This window comes from Anaerotruncus rubiinfantis, from assembly GCF_900078395.1.
Taxonomy (GTDB): domain Bacteria; phylum Bacillota; class Clostridia; order Oscillospirales; family Ruminococcaceae; genus Anaerotruncus; species Anaerotruncus rubiinfantis.
Genome location: NZ_FKLA01000009.1, coordinates 1712662 through 1730523, shown reverse-complemented (window position 1 = coordinate 1730523; position 17862 = coordinate 1712662). Strand labels below are relative to the sequence as shown.

The 17862-nt window shown below is 53.3% G+C and carries 16 protein-coding genes; 6 read left to right on the top strand and 10 right to left on the bottom strand.

Going from position 1 to position 17862, the window contains the following annotated elements; translation table 11 throughout:
• Positions 1–13: 13 nt before the first annotated feature.
• Genes BN4275_RS13750 through BN4275_RS13740 form a run of 3 tightly spaced genes read right to left on the bottom strand, consistent with a single transcriptional unit; the run spans position 14 to position 3670 of the window.
• Positions 14–595: an indolepyruvate oxidoreductase subunit beta gene (locus tag BN4275_RS13750; protein WP_066459279.1), complete on the bottom strand. Its 582-nt coding sequence runs from the start codon at positions 593–595 to the stop codon at positions 14–16.
• A complete protein-coding gene (gene iorA / locus BN4275_RS13745; protein ID WP_202614995.1) occupies positions 595–2340 on the bottom strand; it encodes an indolepyruvate ferredoxin oxidoreductase subunit alpha in 1746 nt (581 codons plus the stop codon). Before iorA ends, BN4275_RS13750 begins: the two co-directional genes overlap by 1 nt.
• Before the next feature lie 37 nt (positions 2341–2377).
• On the bottom strand, positions 2378–3670 hold the full coding sequence (locus BN4275_RS13740) for a phenylacetate--CoA ligase family protein (RefSeq protein ID WP_066459277.1): 1293 nt from the start codon (positions 3668–3670) through the stop codon (positions 2378–2380).
• A gap of 282 nt (positions 3671–3952) precedes the next feature.
• Between BN4275_RS13740 and BN4275_RS13735 the strand changes: the two genes are divergently transcribed.
• Genes BN4275_RS13735 through BN4275_RS13720 form a run of 4 tightly spaced genes read left to right on the top strand, consistent with a single transcriptional unit; the run spans position 3953 to position 6546 of the window.
• Complete coding sequence (locus BN4275_RS13735; RefSeq protein WP_066459275.1) at positions 3953–4828, top strand: DUF5685 family protein; 876 nt, start codon at positions 3953–3955, stop codon at positions 4826–4828.
• Positions 4828–5442: a J domain-containing protein gene (locus BN4275_RS13730; RefSeq protein ID WP_066459273.1), complete on the top strand. Its 615-nt coding sequence runs from the start codon at positions 4828–4830 to the stop codon at positions 5440–5442. Before BN4275_RS13735 ends, BN4275_RS13730 begins: the two co-directional genes overlap by 1 nt.
• Positions 5443–5468: 26 nt before the next feature.
• Positions 5469–6005: a hypothetical protein gene (locus BN4275_RS13725; protein ID WP_066459271.1), complete on the top strand. Its 537-nt coding sequence runs from the start codon at positions 5469–5471 to the stop codon at positions 6003–6005.
• A 19-nt stretch (positions 6006–6024) separates the two neighbouring features.
• Positions 6025–6546: a hypothetical protein gene (locus BN4275_RS13720; protein WP_066459269.1), complete on the top strand. Its 522-nt coding sequence runs from the start codon at positions 6025–6027 to the stop codon at positions 6544–6546.
• 75 nt (positions 6547–6621) lie between these two features.
• On the opposite strand, the gene BN4275_RS13715 is transcribed toward BN4275_RS13720, so the two are convergent.
• From BN4275_RS13715 to BN4275_RS13705, 3 genes are all read right to left on the bottom strand, one after another.
• The gene (locus BN4275_RS13715) at positions 6622–7050 is read right to left on the bottom strand and encodes an EamA family transporter (RefSeq protein ID WP_066459267.1); all 429 of its coding nucleotides are present in this window, start codon (positions 7048–7050) and stop codon (positions 6622–6624) included.
• Entirely contained in the window at positions 7047–8090 is a 1044-nt protein-coding gene (mnmA, locus tag BN4275_RS13710) for a tRNA 2-thiouridine(34) synthase MnmA (RefSeq protein WP_066459265.1), read from the bottom strand. The genes BN4275_RS13715 and mnmA overlap by 4 nt, the downstream gene beginning before the upstream one ends.
• Positions 8091–8348: 258 nt before the next feature.
• Positions 8349–9137: a hypothetical protein gene (locus BN4275_RS13705; RefSeq protein ID WP_147349417.1), complete on the bottom strand. Its 789-nt coding sequence runs from the start codon at positions 9135–9137 to the stop codon at positions 8349–8351.
• 327 nt (positions 9138–9464) lie between these two features.
• On the opposite strand from BN4275_RS13705, the gene rfbD reads away from it, so the two are divergent.
• The gene (rfbD, locus tag BN4275_RS13700; RefSeq protein WP_341423448.1) at positions 9465–10340 is read left to right on the top strand and encodes a dTDP-4-dehydrorhamnose reductase; all 876 of its coding nucleotides are present in this window, start codon (positions 9465–9467) and stop codon (positions 10338–10340) included.
• A 14-nt stretch (positions 10341–10354) separates the two neighbouring features.
• A complete protein-coding gene (locus BN4275_RS13695; protein ID WP_066459262.1) occupies positions 10355–11644 on the top strand; it encodes a dicarboxylate/amino acid:cation symporter in 1290 nt (429 codons plus the stop codon).
• Between the two features lie 115 nt (positions 11645–11759).
• Here BN4275_RS13695 and BN4275_RS17370 read toward each other — a convergent pair whose 3' ends face one another.
• From BN4275_RS17370 to BN4275_RS13675, 4 genes are all read right to left on the bottom strand, one after another.
• Positions 11760–12041, bottom strand: coding sequence for a hypothetical protein (locus BN4275_RS17370; RefSeq protein ID WP_154018889.1), 282 nt, complete (start codon positions 12039–12041; stop codon positions 11760–11762).
• 54 nt (positions 12042–12095) lie between these two features.
• Positions 12096–13037 carry a class B sortase gene (locus BN4275_RS13685; protein WP_154018888.1) on the bottom strand — a complete coding sequence of 314 codons (942 nt, stop codon included), beginning with the start codon at positions 13035–13037 and terminating at the stop codon, positions 12096–12098.
• A 163-nt stretch (positions 13038–13200) separates the two neighbouring features.
• Complete coding sequence (locus BN4275_RS17740; protein WP_066459257.1) at positions 13201–17334, bottom strand: InlB B-repeat-containing protein; 4134 nt, start codon at positions 17332–17334, stop codon at positions 13201–13203.
• A complete protein-coding gene (locus BN4275_RS13675) occupies positions 17331–17810 on the bottom strand; it encodes a response regulator (RefSeq protein WP_066459255.1) in 480 nt (159 codons plus the stop codon). The genes BN4275_RS17740 and BN4275_RS13675 overlap by 4 nt, the downstream gene beginning before the upstream one ends.
• Positions 17811–17862: the final 52 nt, after the last annotated feature.

Sequence of the window (17862 nt, the reverse complement as noted above, 5' to 3'; positions counted from 1 at the left end):
CTGCCGTAAAAATTTAACCTTTGTAACTGCGGCCAAGCGCAAACGCCTTTTTATTGAGTTCAAGGAACTTTGCCGGGACGGTCTTTTCGATCGTCCGCTGCCAGACTTCATCCGAGAAGTCCAGCATTGACGAGAGCACGCCGATCAGCACGACATTGACCGCTTTGGCGCTGCCCGCTTCATGCGCGAGCTTCAAAGCGTCGAGCGCCACGAGCTGCACCCCTTTTGCCGTGAGCTTCTCAAAGATTTCTGTGGGATAAGGCATCACACCGGTTATGACCGGCATCGGGTCAATTTCCTGGTCGTTGACGATCAGTTTGCCGCCTTCCTTGAGGAAGGGCAGCCAGCGGGCGGCTTCAAGCTTCTCGAACGAAACAATGACGTCCGCTTCGCCTTCCGCAATGACCGGCGAATAGACCTTGTCTCCATATTTGACATAGGTGACAACCGAACCGCCGCGCTGAGCCATACCGTGCACCTCGGAAACCTTCACATCAAAGCCCTGCGCCATGAGCACATTGCCCATGAGCTTACTGGCGAGCAGTGAACCCTGCCCACCGACGCCGACAATCATAATACTTTTTACATTCGACATTATTTCGCCACCTCCGCGGTAGATTTAATCGCGCCGAAGCCGCACATCTTTTTACAAAGGTCGCAGCCGACGCAAAGTGTATCGTCAATGACGACCTTGCCGCTGGTGGCGCTGATAGCCGGGCATCCGATCTTCATGCACATTTTGCAGTTTTTGCATTTGTCCTGGTCGATCGCAAGCGGCGGGTTATGCTTAACGTATTTTAAGAGTGCGCATGGCCTCCGGGCGATGATGACCGAGGGCTCGTCGGCCGCAAGTTCCTCTTTGATGACCGCTTCGAGCTCCTGAAGCTCGTTTGGATCGACAACACGGATGCGCTTAACACCCGCCGCCTCGCAGATCTTCTCAATCGAAACCTGCGGGGTCGGCTGGTTTTTGAGTGTGAGCCCGGTGGTCGGGTTCTGCTGATGTCCGGTCATGCCGGTGATCGAATTGTCGAGCACGATCACGGTCGAATTGCCGCGGTTATAGGTGATATCGATGAGCCCGGTGATTCCGGAATGCATAAAGGTGCTGTCACCGATGACCGCGACCGATTTTTTCGCGGAATCACCGCCGCGCGCGGTATTGAAGCCGTGCAGACCGGAGATCGAAGCGCCCATGCATATGGTGGTGTCCATCGCGCCGAGCGGCGGCATTGCGCCAAGCGTGTAGCAGCCGATGTCACCGCTGACCATCACCTTCAGCTTGCCAAGCGTATAGAAGAGCCCTCTGTGCGGGCAGCCCGGGCAGAGCACCGGAGGGCGCACCGGCACCGGCTCGCCAAAACCTTCCGGCGCGGGAACCGCCTTGCCGAACGCCGCCGCAACCTTGCGCTGGGAAAGTTCGCCGAGCAGTCCGGTGAGTTCCTTGCCGCCCGCTACCGGGATGTTATGTACGCGCAGGTGGGTTTCGATGACCGGGTCGAGTTCTTCCACAACATAGAGTCTCTCAACTTTCGCGGCAAAATCCGCGATCAACTTTACCGGCAAGGGATTAATCAGTCCGAGCTTCAGAATGCTCGCATCCGGAAAGGCCTCTTTCACATACTGGTAGCAGATGCCGGCGGTGACGATGCCGATTTTCGGATCGTTCATTTCCACCCGATTGAGCGGCGTGGTTTCGGCGAATTCCGCGAGCCTGCGCATCCGTTCTTCCACAAATACATGCCGTCCAATCGCGTTGCCGGGCATCATGACATATTTTTTCGGGTTCTTTTCATAGGTTTTGAGCGGCCGCTCCACACGCTCGGAAAGCTCCACAATGCTTTGGGAATGCGCGACACGGGTGCAGGTGCGGAAGATGACCGGCGTGTCGTACGTTTCGGAAATTTCATACGCTGCCTTCACATAATCGACACACTCCTGCGAATCGGCGGGTTCGACCAGCGGCAGTTTGGCGGACACCGCATAGTGGCGGGAATCCTGCTCGTTTTGTGAGGAGTGCATCCCCTGGTCATCAGCCACGCCGATGATAAAGCCGCCGTTCACGCCGGTATACGACGCGGTGAACAGCGGGTCGGCCGCGACGTTAAGTCCCACATGCTTCATGGCGCAGAAGGAACGCGCGCCGCCGAACGACGCACCGAGCGCGACCTCGCAGGCTACCTTCTCGTTCGGAGCCCATTCGGCGTAAACCTCTTCATAGGTACTGACAAATTCGCTGATTTCGGTGGACGGGGTGCCCGGATAACTCGAAACGACCCTGCATCCGGCTTCGTAAAGCCCTCTGGCAACCGCCTGGTTGCCCAACATCAACTGTTTCAAACTCTTTCTACCTTTCTATCTTCAATTCTGCAAAAAACTATCTGAGGTCCACCACGCGTTTTGCCTTGCCTGCGAAGCGTTCAATCGTCTTGGGTTCAACGAGCGTGACCTTCGCATCGATGCCGAGCACCGTGCGCAGCTTGTGGCGGATATCCTGGGTGAGCTTCTCCAGATCGGAATACCGTTCGAGCAGGCTGCCGTCGATCAGCTCGACCTTGACTTCGAGTGTGTCGGTATAGCCTTCGTGCCGGACATAGAGCATGTAATGCGGGCTGATCTGCGCAATCGGCATCAGCACGCTTTCAATCTGGGACGGGAACACATTGACGCCCTTGATTTTGAGCATGTCGTCACTGCGGCCCATGACCTTATCCATGCGCGCGGTGGTCCGCCCGCATTTGCAGGGCGTATAAACGACGCGTGAAAGGTCACGGGTACGGTAGCGCAGGAGCGGCAGCGCTTCCTTGGTGAGGGTCGTGATGACCAGCTCGCCGACCTCCCCTTCCGCCTTTGCTTCAAGCGTTTCGGGATCGACCACTTCGGTCAGGAAATGATCCTCATTGATATGTAAACCGTCGCGATATTCACATTCGCCCGAGACCCCCGGCCCGACCAGCTCGCTCATACCGTAGTTGTCGGTGGCGAAAAGCCCGAGCTTCTTTTCGATCTTGGCGCGCATTTCAGGGGTGCAGCCCTCCGAGCCGAAAAGCCCGATACGCAGTTTGAAGTCCGAAAGCTGATAGCCCATCTCATGCGCAAGCTCCCCAAGATAAAGCGCATAACTGGGGGTAGCGATCAGGGTAGTGGTGCCAAAATCCTTCATCAGCTTGATCTGCTTTTCCGAGTTGCCGGAGGAAGACGGCACAACCGCTGCTCCAATCTTCTCGAGTCCGTAATGCAGGCCAAGCGCGCCGGTAAACAGGCCGTAGCCGAAACAGATCTGGGCAATATCCTCATCGGTTACGTTGGCCGCGGCGATAATGCGCGCCATGATTTCGCTCCACATTTCGAGGTCATTCCTTGTGTAGCCGACGACGGTCGGGTTGCCGGTGGTGCCGGAGGAGGCATGGATGCGTACAACCTCCTTTTTGGGAACGGCAAACATTCCGAACGGATAAGTGTCACGCAGGTCGGCCTTGGTTGTCGGCGGGATATACTGGATATCGGAGAGAGTTCGGAATTTATCGGGATCCAGCCCGATCGCGTCGAACCGGTCGTGATAAAGCTTCACATTGTCATAGCAGTATCGGACAAGACGCTTCAGGCGCTCGAGCTGGAGCGCTTCGATGCCGCTGCGAGACATTGTTTCCGCTTCTTTGTTGAAAATCATGGATTCGTTCACTCCGTTTCATTTGTTAAGGGTCCATTTTACCGCGCACAGGCACTGCCGCGCTTCAACGCATTTATTCGCTAAATCCGTTCTTCTCATCATACCGCGAAAACCTGCTAAAATCAACCCTTGTGGGGACATTTTGCGCTTTTGAAGGGCTATTTTTCCGATTAATCATACGAATTCATAAATTATTAAACAAATTGACACCCTTTTCGTGTAAACTAATAAAGTTAAATATTGTTGATTTCCCGGCGTGAACGCGCAATAATGGAGCAAACTATGTTTGGTTATATAAAGCCGTGCAAGCCGCAGCTGCGGGTCTGTGAATATGAACTCTATAAGGCGGTCTATTGCGGGCTTTGCAAACAGCTCGGGAAGCAATACGGCCCCTTTTCGCGCCTTACCCTGAGCTATGACTTCACCTTTCTCGCGCTGTTGGACATGTCTCTTTCGCAAGAGGAGCAGGACTTTGCCCGCAAACGCTGTCTTTTAAATCCCCTCAAAAAGATGCCGTGCTGCGGCGACTGCCGCGAGCTTTCCTTTTCTTCCGGCGTTGCGATGATCATGTTTTACTACAAGGCGCTCGATAATCTCAATGACGCCGGTTTCGGCTCGAAGGTTCTGTCGTTTCTGTTTTTGCCATTCGCGCGCCATGCCTATAAAAAGGCTGCTGACCAATATCCGCAGGCGGCCCAGGTGATTTACGAAACGATCAGCCGCCAGAGCGCCATCGAAGCGGAAAACTGTGAAAGCGTGGACCAGGCCAGCGAACCGACCGCCCTCGCGCTTTCCGGCATCTGCGGGCTGCTTGCCCGCGACGAAAACCAGCGCAGGGTGCTGGAACGGTTCGGCTACCTGCTCGGGCGGTATGTCTATCTCTGCGACGCGCTCGATGACCTCGAGGAGGATCTCAAAAATCACAGCTACAACGCCTTCCTGCTGCGCGACAAGATCACCCGGGCTGACCCGGAAGATCTCGCCCGGGTGCGGGAAAACGCAAAAGGTTCGCTTTTCCTCACCATCGGGGAACTGATCAAAGCCTATGAGCTTTTGGAACTTCATCGCTATAAACCGATCCTGGACAACGTGATCCAGCTCGGCCTTCATGATACCGTCCTAAGAATTCTTCTGCCAAAAAAGGAGACTGAACACTGATGACAGATCCATATAAGGTTTTGGGCGTATCCCCGAACGCCACCGATGAACAGGTGAAAGCCGCATACCGGGAGCTTGCGAAGAAATACCACCCGGATAATTACGCGGGCAATCCCCTTTCCGACCTGGCTGAGGAGAAGATGCAGGAAATCAACCAGGCTTACGACACCATTGTGAACCAGCGCCGGGGCGGCGGCCAGCCGCAGGGCGGTTATGGTTCGGGCGGATCTTACTACAGCGGCACTTCGCAGTTCTCGGACATCCGCCGGATGATCAATGCCGGGCGGCTTGCCGAAGCGCAGGAGCTTCTCGACGGCGTGTCCGCCGGCAGCCGCGACGCTGAATGGTATTTTCTCAAAGGGAGCATCTACTATTCGCGCGGATGGCTCGATGACGCGCTTCAGTCCTTCCAGAAAGCCTGCACCATGAACCCCCAGAACCAGGAATATGCCGCGGCCTACAACCAGCTCGTCTGGCAGCGCCAGACCGGCCGGCCGCAGTATGGCGGCGGGCCCTACCAGGCCAACCAGGTCGGGGGCTGCAGCTGCTGCGACATCTGCGCCGCAATGTACTGCGCCAACTGCTGTATGGACTGCGGCACCGGCTGCTTCTGAGCCGAATGAACAAATAGGATGATATTATGAAAAAAAGCACACAGGTCGCCATCGGCGGTTTATCCGCCGCATTGTGCCTGTTAATGATGTTTATGACCGGGCTGATCCCGTTTTCTTCGTATGCCTTCCCCGCTTTCGCGGGCATCGTCCTTATCGCGGTGGCTGAGGAAAACGGCAAAAAAACGGCACTGATGGTTTATGTGGCGGTTTCGGTGATGTCGATGTTCATTGTGCCTGATCCGGAAGCTAAGACCCTTTTTATCATGCTGCTCGGCTACTACCCCATCCTCAAGCCGATCATTGAGCGTTTGCCGGCGGTCTTTGCCTGGCTTGTCAAGCTCATACTGGTCAACGGCATGGTCGTCGCGTTCTATTATGTCTCCCTTTACATCCTCGGCTTGCCCGATCTGCTCGAAGGATGGGGCGATTTTGGCAAATTTACCGCTTATATCGCAATGGGGATGGTCAACTTTACCTTTGTGATGTACGATTTTCTCCTGACGCAGGTTCTGCACATCTATCGCGCGTGGTTCCGTCCCAAAATCCTGCGCAAAATTACCTGACCCGAAAGGAGTGCCTTTCATGAGCCTTCGCCAAAAATCCCGAACCAATCCGGTTGTTGTGATCCTCCTTTCCTTCCTCTGCGTCGTGCTGGTCGCGGTCGCCGCCTATCTTGCCATGGGAAATCTCGGTGGAGACGACACGGTTAAACCCGCCTTCCGTGTGGAAGGACTTGACCCGGCGGCTCAGACCGGCCGGATGCCCGGCACGCCGCGCAATGAGAAATCCCCCGGCCCAGACCAGTTCGGCTACCGGATCAATTTAAACCCGTCGTTTGCTTCAGATGGCACCGGAGGCAACATCCTGGTACAGAATCCCGCCTTCAACAATTACCTCATGGTGCTCGAAATCGCGGACGAAAACGGTGATGTTCTCTACCAGTCGCAGTTTTTGGCACCCAACCAGTACATAGAAAAGATCGATCTGCAAAAGCCGCTGGAGAGCGGCGGCTATCCCGCCACCGCGTATATCAACGCGGTCGACCCGAAAACATTTGACCTCGTGGAAGCATTTGAATGCCGGTTGAACCTCATAATTAAATAAATGGACCGCTGCGCATGCAGCGGTCCATTTTTTCGTATCCACGCCAATACGCGGCCCAGCCACACCACACGTTTTTCAGTGGCGGTTGATAAAAAAGAGCCCCACAAGGCACAGCGCAATTCCAATAAACTGATTTCCGGTGAGTTTCTCCTGAAAGAACAGCATCCCGATAAACAACAGGATCACTGCCAGCGCGATGTTCGCGACCAGCGAGCAGGTGCTGATGTTCCATCCGGCGCGAAACGCCAAAATGTACCCAAGCTCCAGCCAGAAGATCGCAACCCCCAATCCGATGCTCACCCAGTTGACCGCGCCGAAGGATGTGAGCACATCGCTTTTGCCCCGCACATCCATCAGCAGCAGCAAAAACGAAAGTGCCGCGGCGCTCAAATAGGTCACAACCAATGCCGCGAATGGGTTTGCGGCTTCCGGCATTCCCTTGGTGAACAGGTTATAAAAGACGTTTGACGCCACAATCATCACAATCGGAATCAGATAGCTCATACGATGGTCGCACCTCCCAGCACCCGGTTCCCGTCATAAAAGACGATGGCCTGCCCTTTTGTGGCCGCGCGCTGCGGCGCTTCAAACCGCACCTGAACCCGGCCATCTTCAAGCGGGTAAACCTCTGCGGGCGCCGGTTTATGGGCATAGCGGATTTTTGCCTGCGCCGCAAACGGCGCGCCCGCGCCATCCGGCGCGATCATCCGCAGATCTTCCGCCAGGAGTGTGTCTGAAAAGACCGCGCTTTCATCCGAAAGGGTGACTGTATTAAATTTTGGATCGAGCCTGCTCACGAACCGATGCCTTCCGAAGCTCACACCCAGGCCTTTGCGCTGGCCGATGGTATAATGCAGCACGCCCTTGTGACGGCCGATCACCTTCCCGGTTTCATCTAAATAGTCCCCTGGTACGCACGCGTTGCCCGTATACCGTTCAATGAAGGAAACATAATCCCCATCCGGCACAAAGCAGATATCCTGGCTGTCCGATTTCGACGCCACCGGAAGCCCCGCAGCCGCCGCGATCGCGCGCACCTCATCTTTCGTATAACTTTCAATCGGCAGGATCAGCCGTGAGAGCTGCGCCTGTGTCAGATGATAGAGCACATAAGACTGATCTTTGCGCTCCTGTGCGCTGCGCCAAAGCTGATAAAGACCGCTTTGGGCGTCAAAACGCACGCTGGCATAATGGCCGGTCGAGATATATTCGTAGCCGAGCCGGTCCGCGTCCTCCAGGAATTTTCCGAACTTGATGTTCCGGTTGCAGGCGATGCAGGGATTTGGCGTCGCGCCGGCGGCATAGGTTTCGACAAAGTAATCGAGCACCCGCTTTGCAAAAATTTCCCGGTAATTGAACAGATAATGCGGGATTCCAAGCTTTTCGCAGACCCGTTTCGCGTCCCCGGCGTTATCCTCATTGCAGCCGTCGAAAAGTTCAAAAGTGGCACCGCCGACCTCGTATCCCTGCCGCTGCAAAAGCAGCGCGGCAACCGAGCTGTCCACGCCGCCGCTCATTGCGACCAAAACCTTTTTCTTCTTCATAATTCCCTCCCTGACCAGCAAAACGCAACAGGCGGAAACCCGCATTGATTACACGGTTTCCGCCTGTTCCTTTTACACACATATGAAGTCATGCGTTTCGGCTGCCTCCCTGCGGAAGCCCCCCTCCGAATCTCCAGTTGGTCATATGTGGTTCATTTATATTATACACTCTGTATTGTCAATTTGCAATAGGTTTCGACAGAATTTACATCGTGTAAACTTTCTTTCCGGCGCGGATCAGACGTATTTTTCGATGTTTCACGGTGCAAGAAACCACTGATAGCCAAAATAACCTGTTATAACCGCCGCCGCAACCACCAATACCACCACCAGCAGCTTGAGCCCAATCCCTGGGCCGGAATTTTCCGGCTTTTCCGGAGACGGCGGAACATATGCGGCGGAAGCAATCAGGTCGTCCGCGTCGTCGATACGCGGGATCGTCGAAAATACCTGCGTTCCCGTGTCAAAGCTGTCGTCATAACGCGACAAAACCGGCGGTTCGTCATATTGCGGTACGGGCGGGTATGGGTCTTCATAAGCGCGCTCAAACGCCCCATCGCGCGGCGGCGCGGCACTGCGGGAGGACTCGTCATCAATCCGCGGGACATCCTGTGCAAAATGCGCGGACGGCCCCTGCTCCATGGGCTGCGGAGCCGCAAACGGCTGAACCGGCTCGTCCGGATAGTAGACAAAATACGGCGCGGGCCCGTCTGATTCAGGCGCTTTTGGCGCGGCCGGCGGTTCCAGCTTTTCCTCCTCCGGCCGGTTGCCGCTGTGCGGCGGCTCATACTCATAAATCGGATAGCCTTCATAATATTCCGGATCATCCTCCGGGCTAAATTCCGGTTCGCTTTCTTCCTGCGCTGCGGCATAGAATGCCGCGGCCGGATCCTGTGCATCCTCCGCTTCGTCCGCGAGCACCGGCGGCGGGGTCAGGTTTTCATAGTGATCCTGAAAGTCGCTGATGATCCGCGCACCGCAATATGGGCAGTATTTGAAATCACTTTTGACGTTGTTCTGACAGTTTTTGCAAACCATGCGGATCATTTCCCCACTTTCGGTTCATACTGATAAGGCCGGTATCATAGCCGCAGAGCGCCAAAATGGCACCTTCTGCGATCCCGGTGAATAAATCACCGCGGCGGCGTATCCGCGCTTTACGCGGGAGGCAAGCGGCTTGCGCCGCTTGCTATTGTGTTTATTATACCACAAGCGCAAAGCGCGCGGTGGGATAATGGGCCATCGGGCAGGCAGCCGGCAACGCCGGCGTATCTGCCTGGCCATAAGCCCCCGTATAATAGCCGCTCTGCGGCTATTGTACCATAATCCGGCCCATCATACAAGAATGAAATCCACGCAGAGGAGCCCATCCATATGTCAATTATCTCCAAGGTCTGGATCACAGGCGCCGAAGGACGCCTCGGCAGTGAGCTCAACCGAATGCTCAACCAGCGGGAATTTGAACTGCTCGACACCGATTGCGACGATGTCGATGTCACCAATGTGGAAGACGTGCTCGGATTTGCCGACCGAAATCATCCAGACCGCATTATCCACTGCGCAGGCATGACCGATACCGCCGCCTGCGAGCAGGACCCGGAACGCGCCTTCCGGGTGAATGCGCTGGGCGCGCGAAACGTCGCAATCGCCGCTCGCAAGATCGGCGCGCGGCTGATCCATCTTTCGACTGACGATGTATTTGGAAACGGTACGGACCAGCCCTATACCGAATTTGACATCCCCTGCCCCATAACCGTCTATGGCCGCTCCAAGCTCGCGGGGGAAAACTTTGTGCGGGAGCTTGCACCCAAGCATATCGTCATCCGCAGCGGATGGGTATATGGGGCAAACGAACACAGCTTTGTCACCTGGCTTCTGCAGCAGGTGCCATTGGGTCAGCCTGTCGCCGTTGCAGATGATCAAACCGGCTGCCCCACCAGCGCAAAGGAGCTCGCCCGGGCGGTTGTCCGGCTGATGGACACCTCTGAATACGGAACCTATCATGCCGCTTGCGAGGGCTCCTGTACCCGTCTCGCGTTCGCAAAGGAGATCCTGCGCCTTTCTGGACAGGATCTCCTTCTGGTCCCAGCGGCGCACGAACTGTCGGAACACATTTTCCGGCCTGCCTATACGGCGCTCGATAACTTTATGCTGCGTATTTCGGGGCTTCACCGGATGGCAGACTGGCAAAGCGCTCTTCGGGAATATTTACAGGAAATGCCCTTGGAACGCCTGCCCCGCGGACGATGAAGGAGAACCTATCCATGGATCAAAAAATGAAAAATTTCCCCCTGACAGCACAAATCTTCATAGGTCTGCTGCTTGGCGCTCTGGCAGGCGTCCTGCTGCACGAATTCATGCCCGCAGGGGAACTGCGGGACCAGATTCTTGTCGGCGGAGTGCTCAATGTCGTTGGGAACGGCTTTTTGCGCGCCATGCAGATGCTCGTGGTCCCGCTTGTATTCTGTTCGCTGGTCTGCGGCAGCATGGCGGTGGGCGACACCAAAAAGCTCGGCAAGATCGGGGGGAAAATTCTTCTGCTCTACCTTCTTACCACCGCGGTTGCCATTTCGCTCGCCATCGGGATTGGACGGATGATCAATCCGGGTCTGGGGCTGAACCTGGCCGAACTCCAGCCGGTCGAAATCGCGCCGGTCGAAACGGTCAGCCTCACCGACACGCTGCTTGGTATTATCCCGAAAAATCCCATCGAAGCATTGGCCAAGGGAGAAATGCTCCAGATCATCCTCTTCGCGCTCATTGTCGGCGTCATTCTCGCCAAACTTGGCGAACGCGCTGAAGGCGTATCTAATTTTTTCAGCCAGTGCAACGACATTATGATGGAAATGACCCTGATGGTTATGCGGTTTGCACCTGCCGGGGTTTTCTGCCTGATTGCCAAAACCTTTGCCGGCATCGGTTTTTCCGCGCTCGGCGCAATGTTAAAATATATGTTCGCGGTACTTCTCGCGTTGACCGCGCAGTGCTTTCTGGTCTATATGGTAATGCTCAAGGGCCTCACCGGACTGAGTCCTGTCGCCTTTCTGCGCAAGTTTTTCCCGGTTATGGGCTTTGCCTTTTCGACCGCCACCTCCAACGCTTCCATTCCGCTTTCGATCGACACGCTCACCAAAAAATTGGGCGTGGCCAAAAAAATATCCTCCTTTACCATCCCGCTCGGCGCAACGATCAACATGGATGGAACCGCCATTATGCAGGGGGTGGCGGTTGTCTTTGTCGCACAGGCCTACGGCATCCCGCTCGCCGTCACCGACTATCTCACGGTCATTGCGGCCGCGACGCTTGCTTCCATCGGCACAGCAGGCGTGCCCGGGGTGGGGCTGATCACCCTTTCGATGGTGTTTGCCTCGATCGGCCTGCCGGTCGAAGGAATCGGCTTCATCATGGGAGTCGACCGGCTGCTTGATATGGCCCGTACCGCCGTAAACGTAACCGGCGACGCGGTCTGCACCACCATTGTCGCTTCCCAGGAAAGAGCGGTCGATCGGGAACGGTTCCGACGCATGACAGAACATTCCGATACAGGAAGATAAAAAAAAGCGAAAAACTACCGGACCATTAAGCGAGCTTCAAAAAGATACTTTGTGAACCACCCTAAGATGCGGGACAAAAGACGGACCGTTTCAGCTGTTCACCTTTTGCTGCATCCTAAATCGCTTGTGGAAGTTGCTCTGCGTACACTATTTCGAAGTCATTACCGTAGAGATCCTCAATTGGTGTGATGTCAAATTCTGCATTTACATCGTTCAGTATCCCGATATCACGGCAATGAATCCAAATGTTCTGCGATGCAGTGCGATGGCTATGCTTGAGGGAACCAAAAGAACCGCTGAAAAGTTCAATACCTTGCAGGAATTTACCCTGCTGTTTTGGAAAAATCAAATATGATGGGGAATTCAAACATCCCCGTAGAGGCAGTGCGCCACCCAAGTGTTGAATTTATCCAATGACACGCTGCCTGCAATGAATGGCAGCTACTAATTTTTACGGTCTTTGCGGATTCGGGTTCGCAGTAACGGCCACGGCTTGCGGAACTGCGCCCTCCGGCATCAGCTTTGCCATTACCACAAGCCTGTGATCGCCTGTTTTCTCTGTGTCGTACCGATAGGCACAGGCGGAGAGGGTAAGCAGCTTGTCTTGCTCGCTCAAATTACTGTAAAAGAAAAACTCGTTCTTTTCCGCTATTGTTTTTTTAAAATTTTCAAAGCCTTGGTCCGAGGGATTTGGGTCGATATAGTAAAAATTCGTATCTGTGAAGAATACGGCAAACACCTCAAACATTAAGGTTTCTTCACCAATCGTCAAATAAATATTGGGGTTTTTCCTTAAGAAATCAATGTCCAAATATTTAAAGAGCTGAGTAAATCGCTTACCATCGGTTTTTTCGGTGCTTTCGGAGTGTCCGTAAATCACAGTATTTTGTTTTAGGCTGCTACGGTCTATCAAAACACTGTAATAATCGGCAAAGTAGCAGCCCCATATATCGTACCTGCCATTTTCATTTTTCTTTAGATAGTCCTCATTGTTGGCAGTCTGCATGACAGGATTGTCAATATCTGTACTGGGAATACGCAGCCAAGCTACTGTGTCGGAGTTGTCTTCTTTGGCAGATGCAAGCTGTGTAAATCTTTTGTGCAAGACAGGCTCTTTTTCTGCTTCACCATTGACAGTCCGCTCCTTTGCAGACGATTCGGTTTGGCTGCTGTTTTCACCGACACTGATTTGGGGATCGTCTGTTTTACCTTGGCTCACATCCGCCGTATTGCCATGACAGGATGCAAAAAGCAGAATACAAAGCAGAACGGTTATTATTTTATAAAGCTGTTTCATTATTTTTCTTTCTGTGACACTGGCAGTCACCGAATGAGGTTGATAAAAGGCGGCGGCAAGCAATTTGCTCACCGCCGCCAGTTTGAACGATTTCACCTTATGCGGATTTTTCTATCACACAGTTTATTGCAGAGCTGTCCAAATTTCGCCGGCTGCATCGGAAGTATAATCGTGGGCAACAGTCACCACCTCGGCTCGAGCAAAGAGAAAGCATATGTCGTATTCATATTCATCTGCTCGGTCAGCAAGCAGGAGAGAATCACGATGTCCTCGTCACGGGTCGTGTTGTTATCTGTGTCAAATGCCCCTGTGTTGTGGCCGCAAAATGATCGGTGACGTTCAGCTCCACGCCGGTCTGCGGATTGCTATGACTGACGGAAGCCTTAAAGGTCGCCTCAATGGTGTGGTTCGCTCTCACATTGGTAAAGGTGTACTTTGAAATCGCACCCACACTTTTGCCATCCACCTTAATATCGGCAATGACATAGCCTTTGTCTGGCGTAATGATGAAGCCTGCACTGTCTCCCTCACGTACAGAAACATATTTTCCGGCGCTGATGCTACCGCCTGTGCCTGCCGTTGCTGTGATGGTGTAGTAATGATAGCTGCCGCCACCGCTGTCGCTGCCGCCGCCACCACCGCTGCCGCCGGTGTAAGTCCAATGAGCATAGATTGTACTGTCGCTTACAAATACTGTATTGGCGGTGACTTCTGTGCCGCCTTTTGCTTCGGTGTACCAGCCATCAAAACGGTAGCTGCCACTTCTGGTTGGAGTGGGCAGAATATCCAGCTTATGCGCGGCATTGGTCTCGGCGCTGGAAACGGTCACGCTGCCGCCGTTGGCGTTAAATATGACCGTATATTTTTGGGTGTACGCAATAGAGTAGGTAGAGAATTTACTCAAATACGCCGTAATGGTGTCCTTTTCAGGGTTGACCGTCATATACTCGCCGTTTTCGTTGGGAACCTCCATAATCTTATCTACCTGCGTCCCGTGATAACGGAATATGGCGTAGCTGTCTTTCCCCCGCAAATCCTCCGGCAAATGGAACACCACTGTGATAAGCGAAACGCCGTGCTTGCTTTCGTCTATTACCGTGATTTTTTCCTCTTGCCCGTTGTTTATAGTTTTAAAAATATCCGTGTCCATGACAATGCCCTTGACCATGCCGTCGTCAGAGATGGCGGTTTTTACTTCCCTGGCGTGGGTGGAGCTTTCGTTTTCCTCCACCTTCAATTCTATCAGAACATGGGTATTTGCGCTGGGTGCGCCAATGGCCTTGGCAATGTCATCCAGGCCGCCGGCCTCCACGTTTGGTGTTTTTTCACCCTTGGTGGTCACGACGCTGTTGTATATGCCGCCCGGCAGACGCACGTTCTGTGCAATGGAATGGTCGACAATATCCACCATTACGGTGGTCGTGATGGTATGCTCTCCAGACTTGGAGGAAACCACCAGATTATAGATTCCAGCCGGAACGTTCTTCACGATATATTCATAAGGATCCGCATCGCCGGTCACGACGGCATAGTATTTCACGCCGTCCCGAATCAGATAGGCTGTGGGTTTCTCTCCCGCACCAGTGATTTCGCCGCCGACGTCAAAGGCCGGTTTATTTTTGTCCTCTATGATAATTTTCCCTATACTCCTGCCGCCGTACCATACATAGGCCTCCGATGCGGCGCAATCCTTGGTTTTTTGCACGGTAAGCCGGTTTCCGTTTTGGAACCCGGTCACACTAAGGCCTGGAATCTCCGTAAAGCCATCTTCGTAAGCGGACAGGGTAAAGTGCCTTGACTGCACCCGTGTGGAATCGGAGATAATGCTCTCGATGTCGTCCAGGGCCAGGATACTTACATGGTCGGAGGCGGCGGTCGCGCCTGCCGCATAGTAAAGGCTGACAACATTGTCCGCGCCCACCCTTGTCCAGGGGGCAACCAGAAAATATTGGGAAACGGTGTCGTTACTGTAATCCAAAACAGCGTAATCCTTGATGCTGTCGCTATTGGAATCCGGCACATAGTCCGCCGGGTCAACACTGAAAATGCCGGATTGAATTTGAATCGTTCCCTTGCAATAATTGTTGGTAAATGTCAGCTCATCGGCCACCCAAAAGGTGTCTTTCCCCGTCACGACCACATTTTTGCCTTCCCCCTGCTGTGCCACGGCATGGGCGACCGGGGCGCCTCCGATGTTGCTGATCGTTGTATTATGCAGCGTGACGATATTGCCATGGAACGCCGTCTTGCCGATGTACATTCCTTTATTTTTTCCAACAAAGCTCGCATTGGATATCCCGGTGAGATTGGCGTCAGGAGAGCCGATGTAAAAGACCTCGGCGGCGCTGTCCTGAGAATTTGCGAAGGTTCCGCCGTTGATGGTCAGCTTTCCGCACAGCTGCATGGCGCAATAATCGCCGCAAAAGCTGCCGCCGTTGATAGTGATGTCGATTTTATCCTGATCGCCGGTATCCACTCTCTGTGACGAGTAGGAAAGTATAGCGCACGGATATTCGGAATTTGCAGTCCCCGCCTTTTTAGCGGTTATCTCAACGCCCTCATTGACGGTCAGCGTTACCTGCGGGTCAGCGGCGCCAAAGTCGGATTCCATATATATGGCTCCAGAAAATACGTATGGGGTGGTAACAAGCGCATTAAGCTCGGCCTCGATTCTCAGATTACCGTTTAAAACCAGCTCGCCGTAGTTTTTTATGGTATACCGCAGTTTATCGTTTGTGTTATAAATTCTTCCGCGGGAAGCATTGCAAGCGCCGGTGTTTTCAAGGGTCAGCTTTCCGGATTCATGTATCTGAATCAAGCAGGCGAGATTCTGAACGCCGCCCGTTGAAACAGTGCCGCCCTCTGTGGGAGCTTCCATCATACCCTTTCCCGTAATGTTAAAACCATTCAGGTCGATGGTGGTATCCTCACCCTCCAGAATACGCAGCTGCCAGTCGCGAAGGTCAAGGTCTTTTTGCAGTTTATGCTGTCCGCTTGGAAAATGGATATAAATATTGTTATACAATCTATTTCGGGTGTAGACCTGGTCAAATACCTCCGGCGTCAGCAAGACACCGCCGCTGGCGCCATTGATGTTCCCGGAAAACGTGCCGTTATTCAGAAAAATTCTTGCGCTGCGGCTATCATTATATACGCAGGAAGTCACTGCCGCAAAAGAGCCGCCGTTTATTACCACCTGTCCGGTGCCGACTGCCTCCACACAATAACCGTACTGCGATGTATAAGAGCCGCCCTCGATGGTGACATTTGCCGAGTCTTCCACCAGGATACATTCCGTTGATGTCCTGGTGTGAGTAGCGCCACCGCTGTTATCGCCGGAGCTGTCCTTCAAGGTGAGGTTGGCTGTGCCGGAGACGTCGATTCCGTATGAGCTACTGCTCAAGGTGAGGACATAACCGTTAAAATCGATGGTTAGATTGGTCTCTATAAAAACGCTGCTTGCAGCGCTATCTGAACGGAAAACGATGGCGTCTCCAGACACCGCCTTGTCAATCGCGCCGCCAAGCGTTTTATACTCCGCTCCCTCGGTACGCGCGGCGCTATCGTCTTGGGCAGCACTGTTAACATAGAGCGTTACGCTGCCAGCCTCCAAAGTCTCCGCTGTACGGTCTGTCAATACATCATTCAGAGCCATCGCCGCCAAAAGCAAATTCCCATGCTCTGTGTCAAATAGTTCCTGCTCGGCCGAAGTGAGATTCTCATAGGCGTCCATTGCCGCTTGCCCCAATGACAGAATTTTATCTTTTTCCTCATCGGTCATGTCCACAGCAATGCTGTCCGCGCTTGGCAGTGCTTGGAACAGCCGCACAGCTTTTTCATAGGAAGTTTCTTCCGCGGGGATTTCTCCTATAAATTCACACTGATCAAAACTGTCCTTGCAGATTTCGCAGTCACTGTTTATGTTTTCAGCGCTGCATTTTCTTTCACAGCTACAAACAGGTTCCTGCGTTTCCGGTGTCTGTGGGTCAGATGCGGCCTGCTGTCCGCCACCCTCTGCTTCAGAGGATGACTGCGCTGTGCAGGCAGCATAGCCTTCTGCGCAAACCGCGCATGCGCTGTTCACGCTTTCATCGCTGCATTTTCTTTCACAGCTACAAACAGATTCCTGCGTTTCCGATGTCTGCGTGTCTGATGCGGCCTGTTGTCCGCCATCCTCTGCTTCAGGGGGCGCCTGCATTGTGCACGCAGCATAACTTTCTGAACAAACCAAACACTCGCTTTTCACATTTTCTTCGATACACTTATTTTCACATATACAGGCCTTGGCAGGTACGCCGCTGTCCATTTGCGTCTCCTGCGCAAATGCCGCCGCAGGCAGCATGCTCAACATCATACAAAGTGTAAGTGTACTACTTAAAAACTTTTTCATCATATCCTTATCTCCTCGCCAAAGATACTCTTATTTTTCTTCCAGTTTTTGCACCAGTGGTAAATGCAGCGTTGACATTTTCCATCGGCATCTTCGACTGACTCATCAAGACAGATTTCCTGCTCTTGTATTGCCATCATTTGAATTTTGTCTGGCGTGACAGGCTTTACCATATGTCGATTGCCGCCATTGAGCCGAATCAGCTCTCTGATTTCCTCACTGTCTGTCTGGGTGGTGAAAACGATTTTAACTGACGAGGAAGATTGCATCACCAGCTCGGAATACTTAAAGCCATCGAACGGCTTAATGGCCAGCGGAAAGAAGATGGCGGCAACTTCTTCTTTTTGGCTGAGATAATACCGGAAGGAGTTCAGAGCATTATCGAAAGTTTGGACTTCCACCGTGGTAAACACACTTTTTAGACTGTCTTCGAGCTGTTCCAGCGCTCCATGATCAGCATCAACAGCAAGAATAATCAAAAAATTTCACCCCTTCCCATAGAGCAAATATTGATAGTCATTTTATATTATT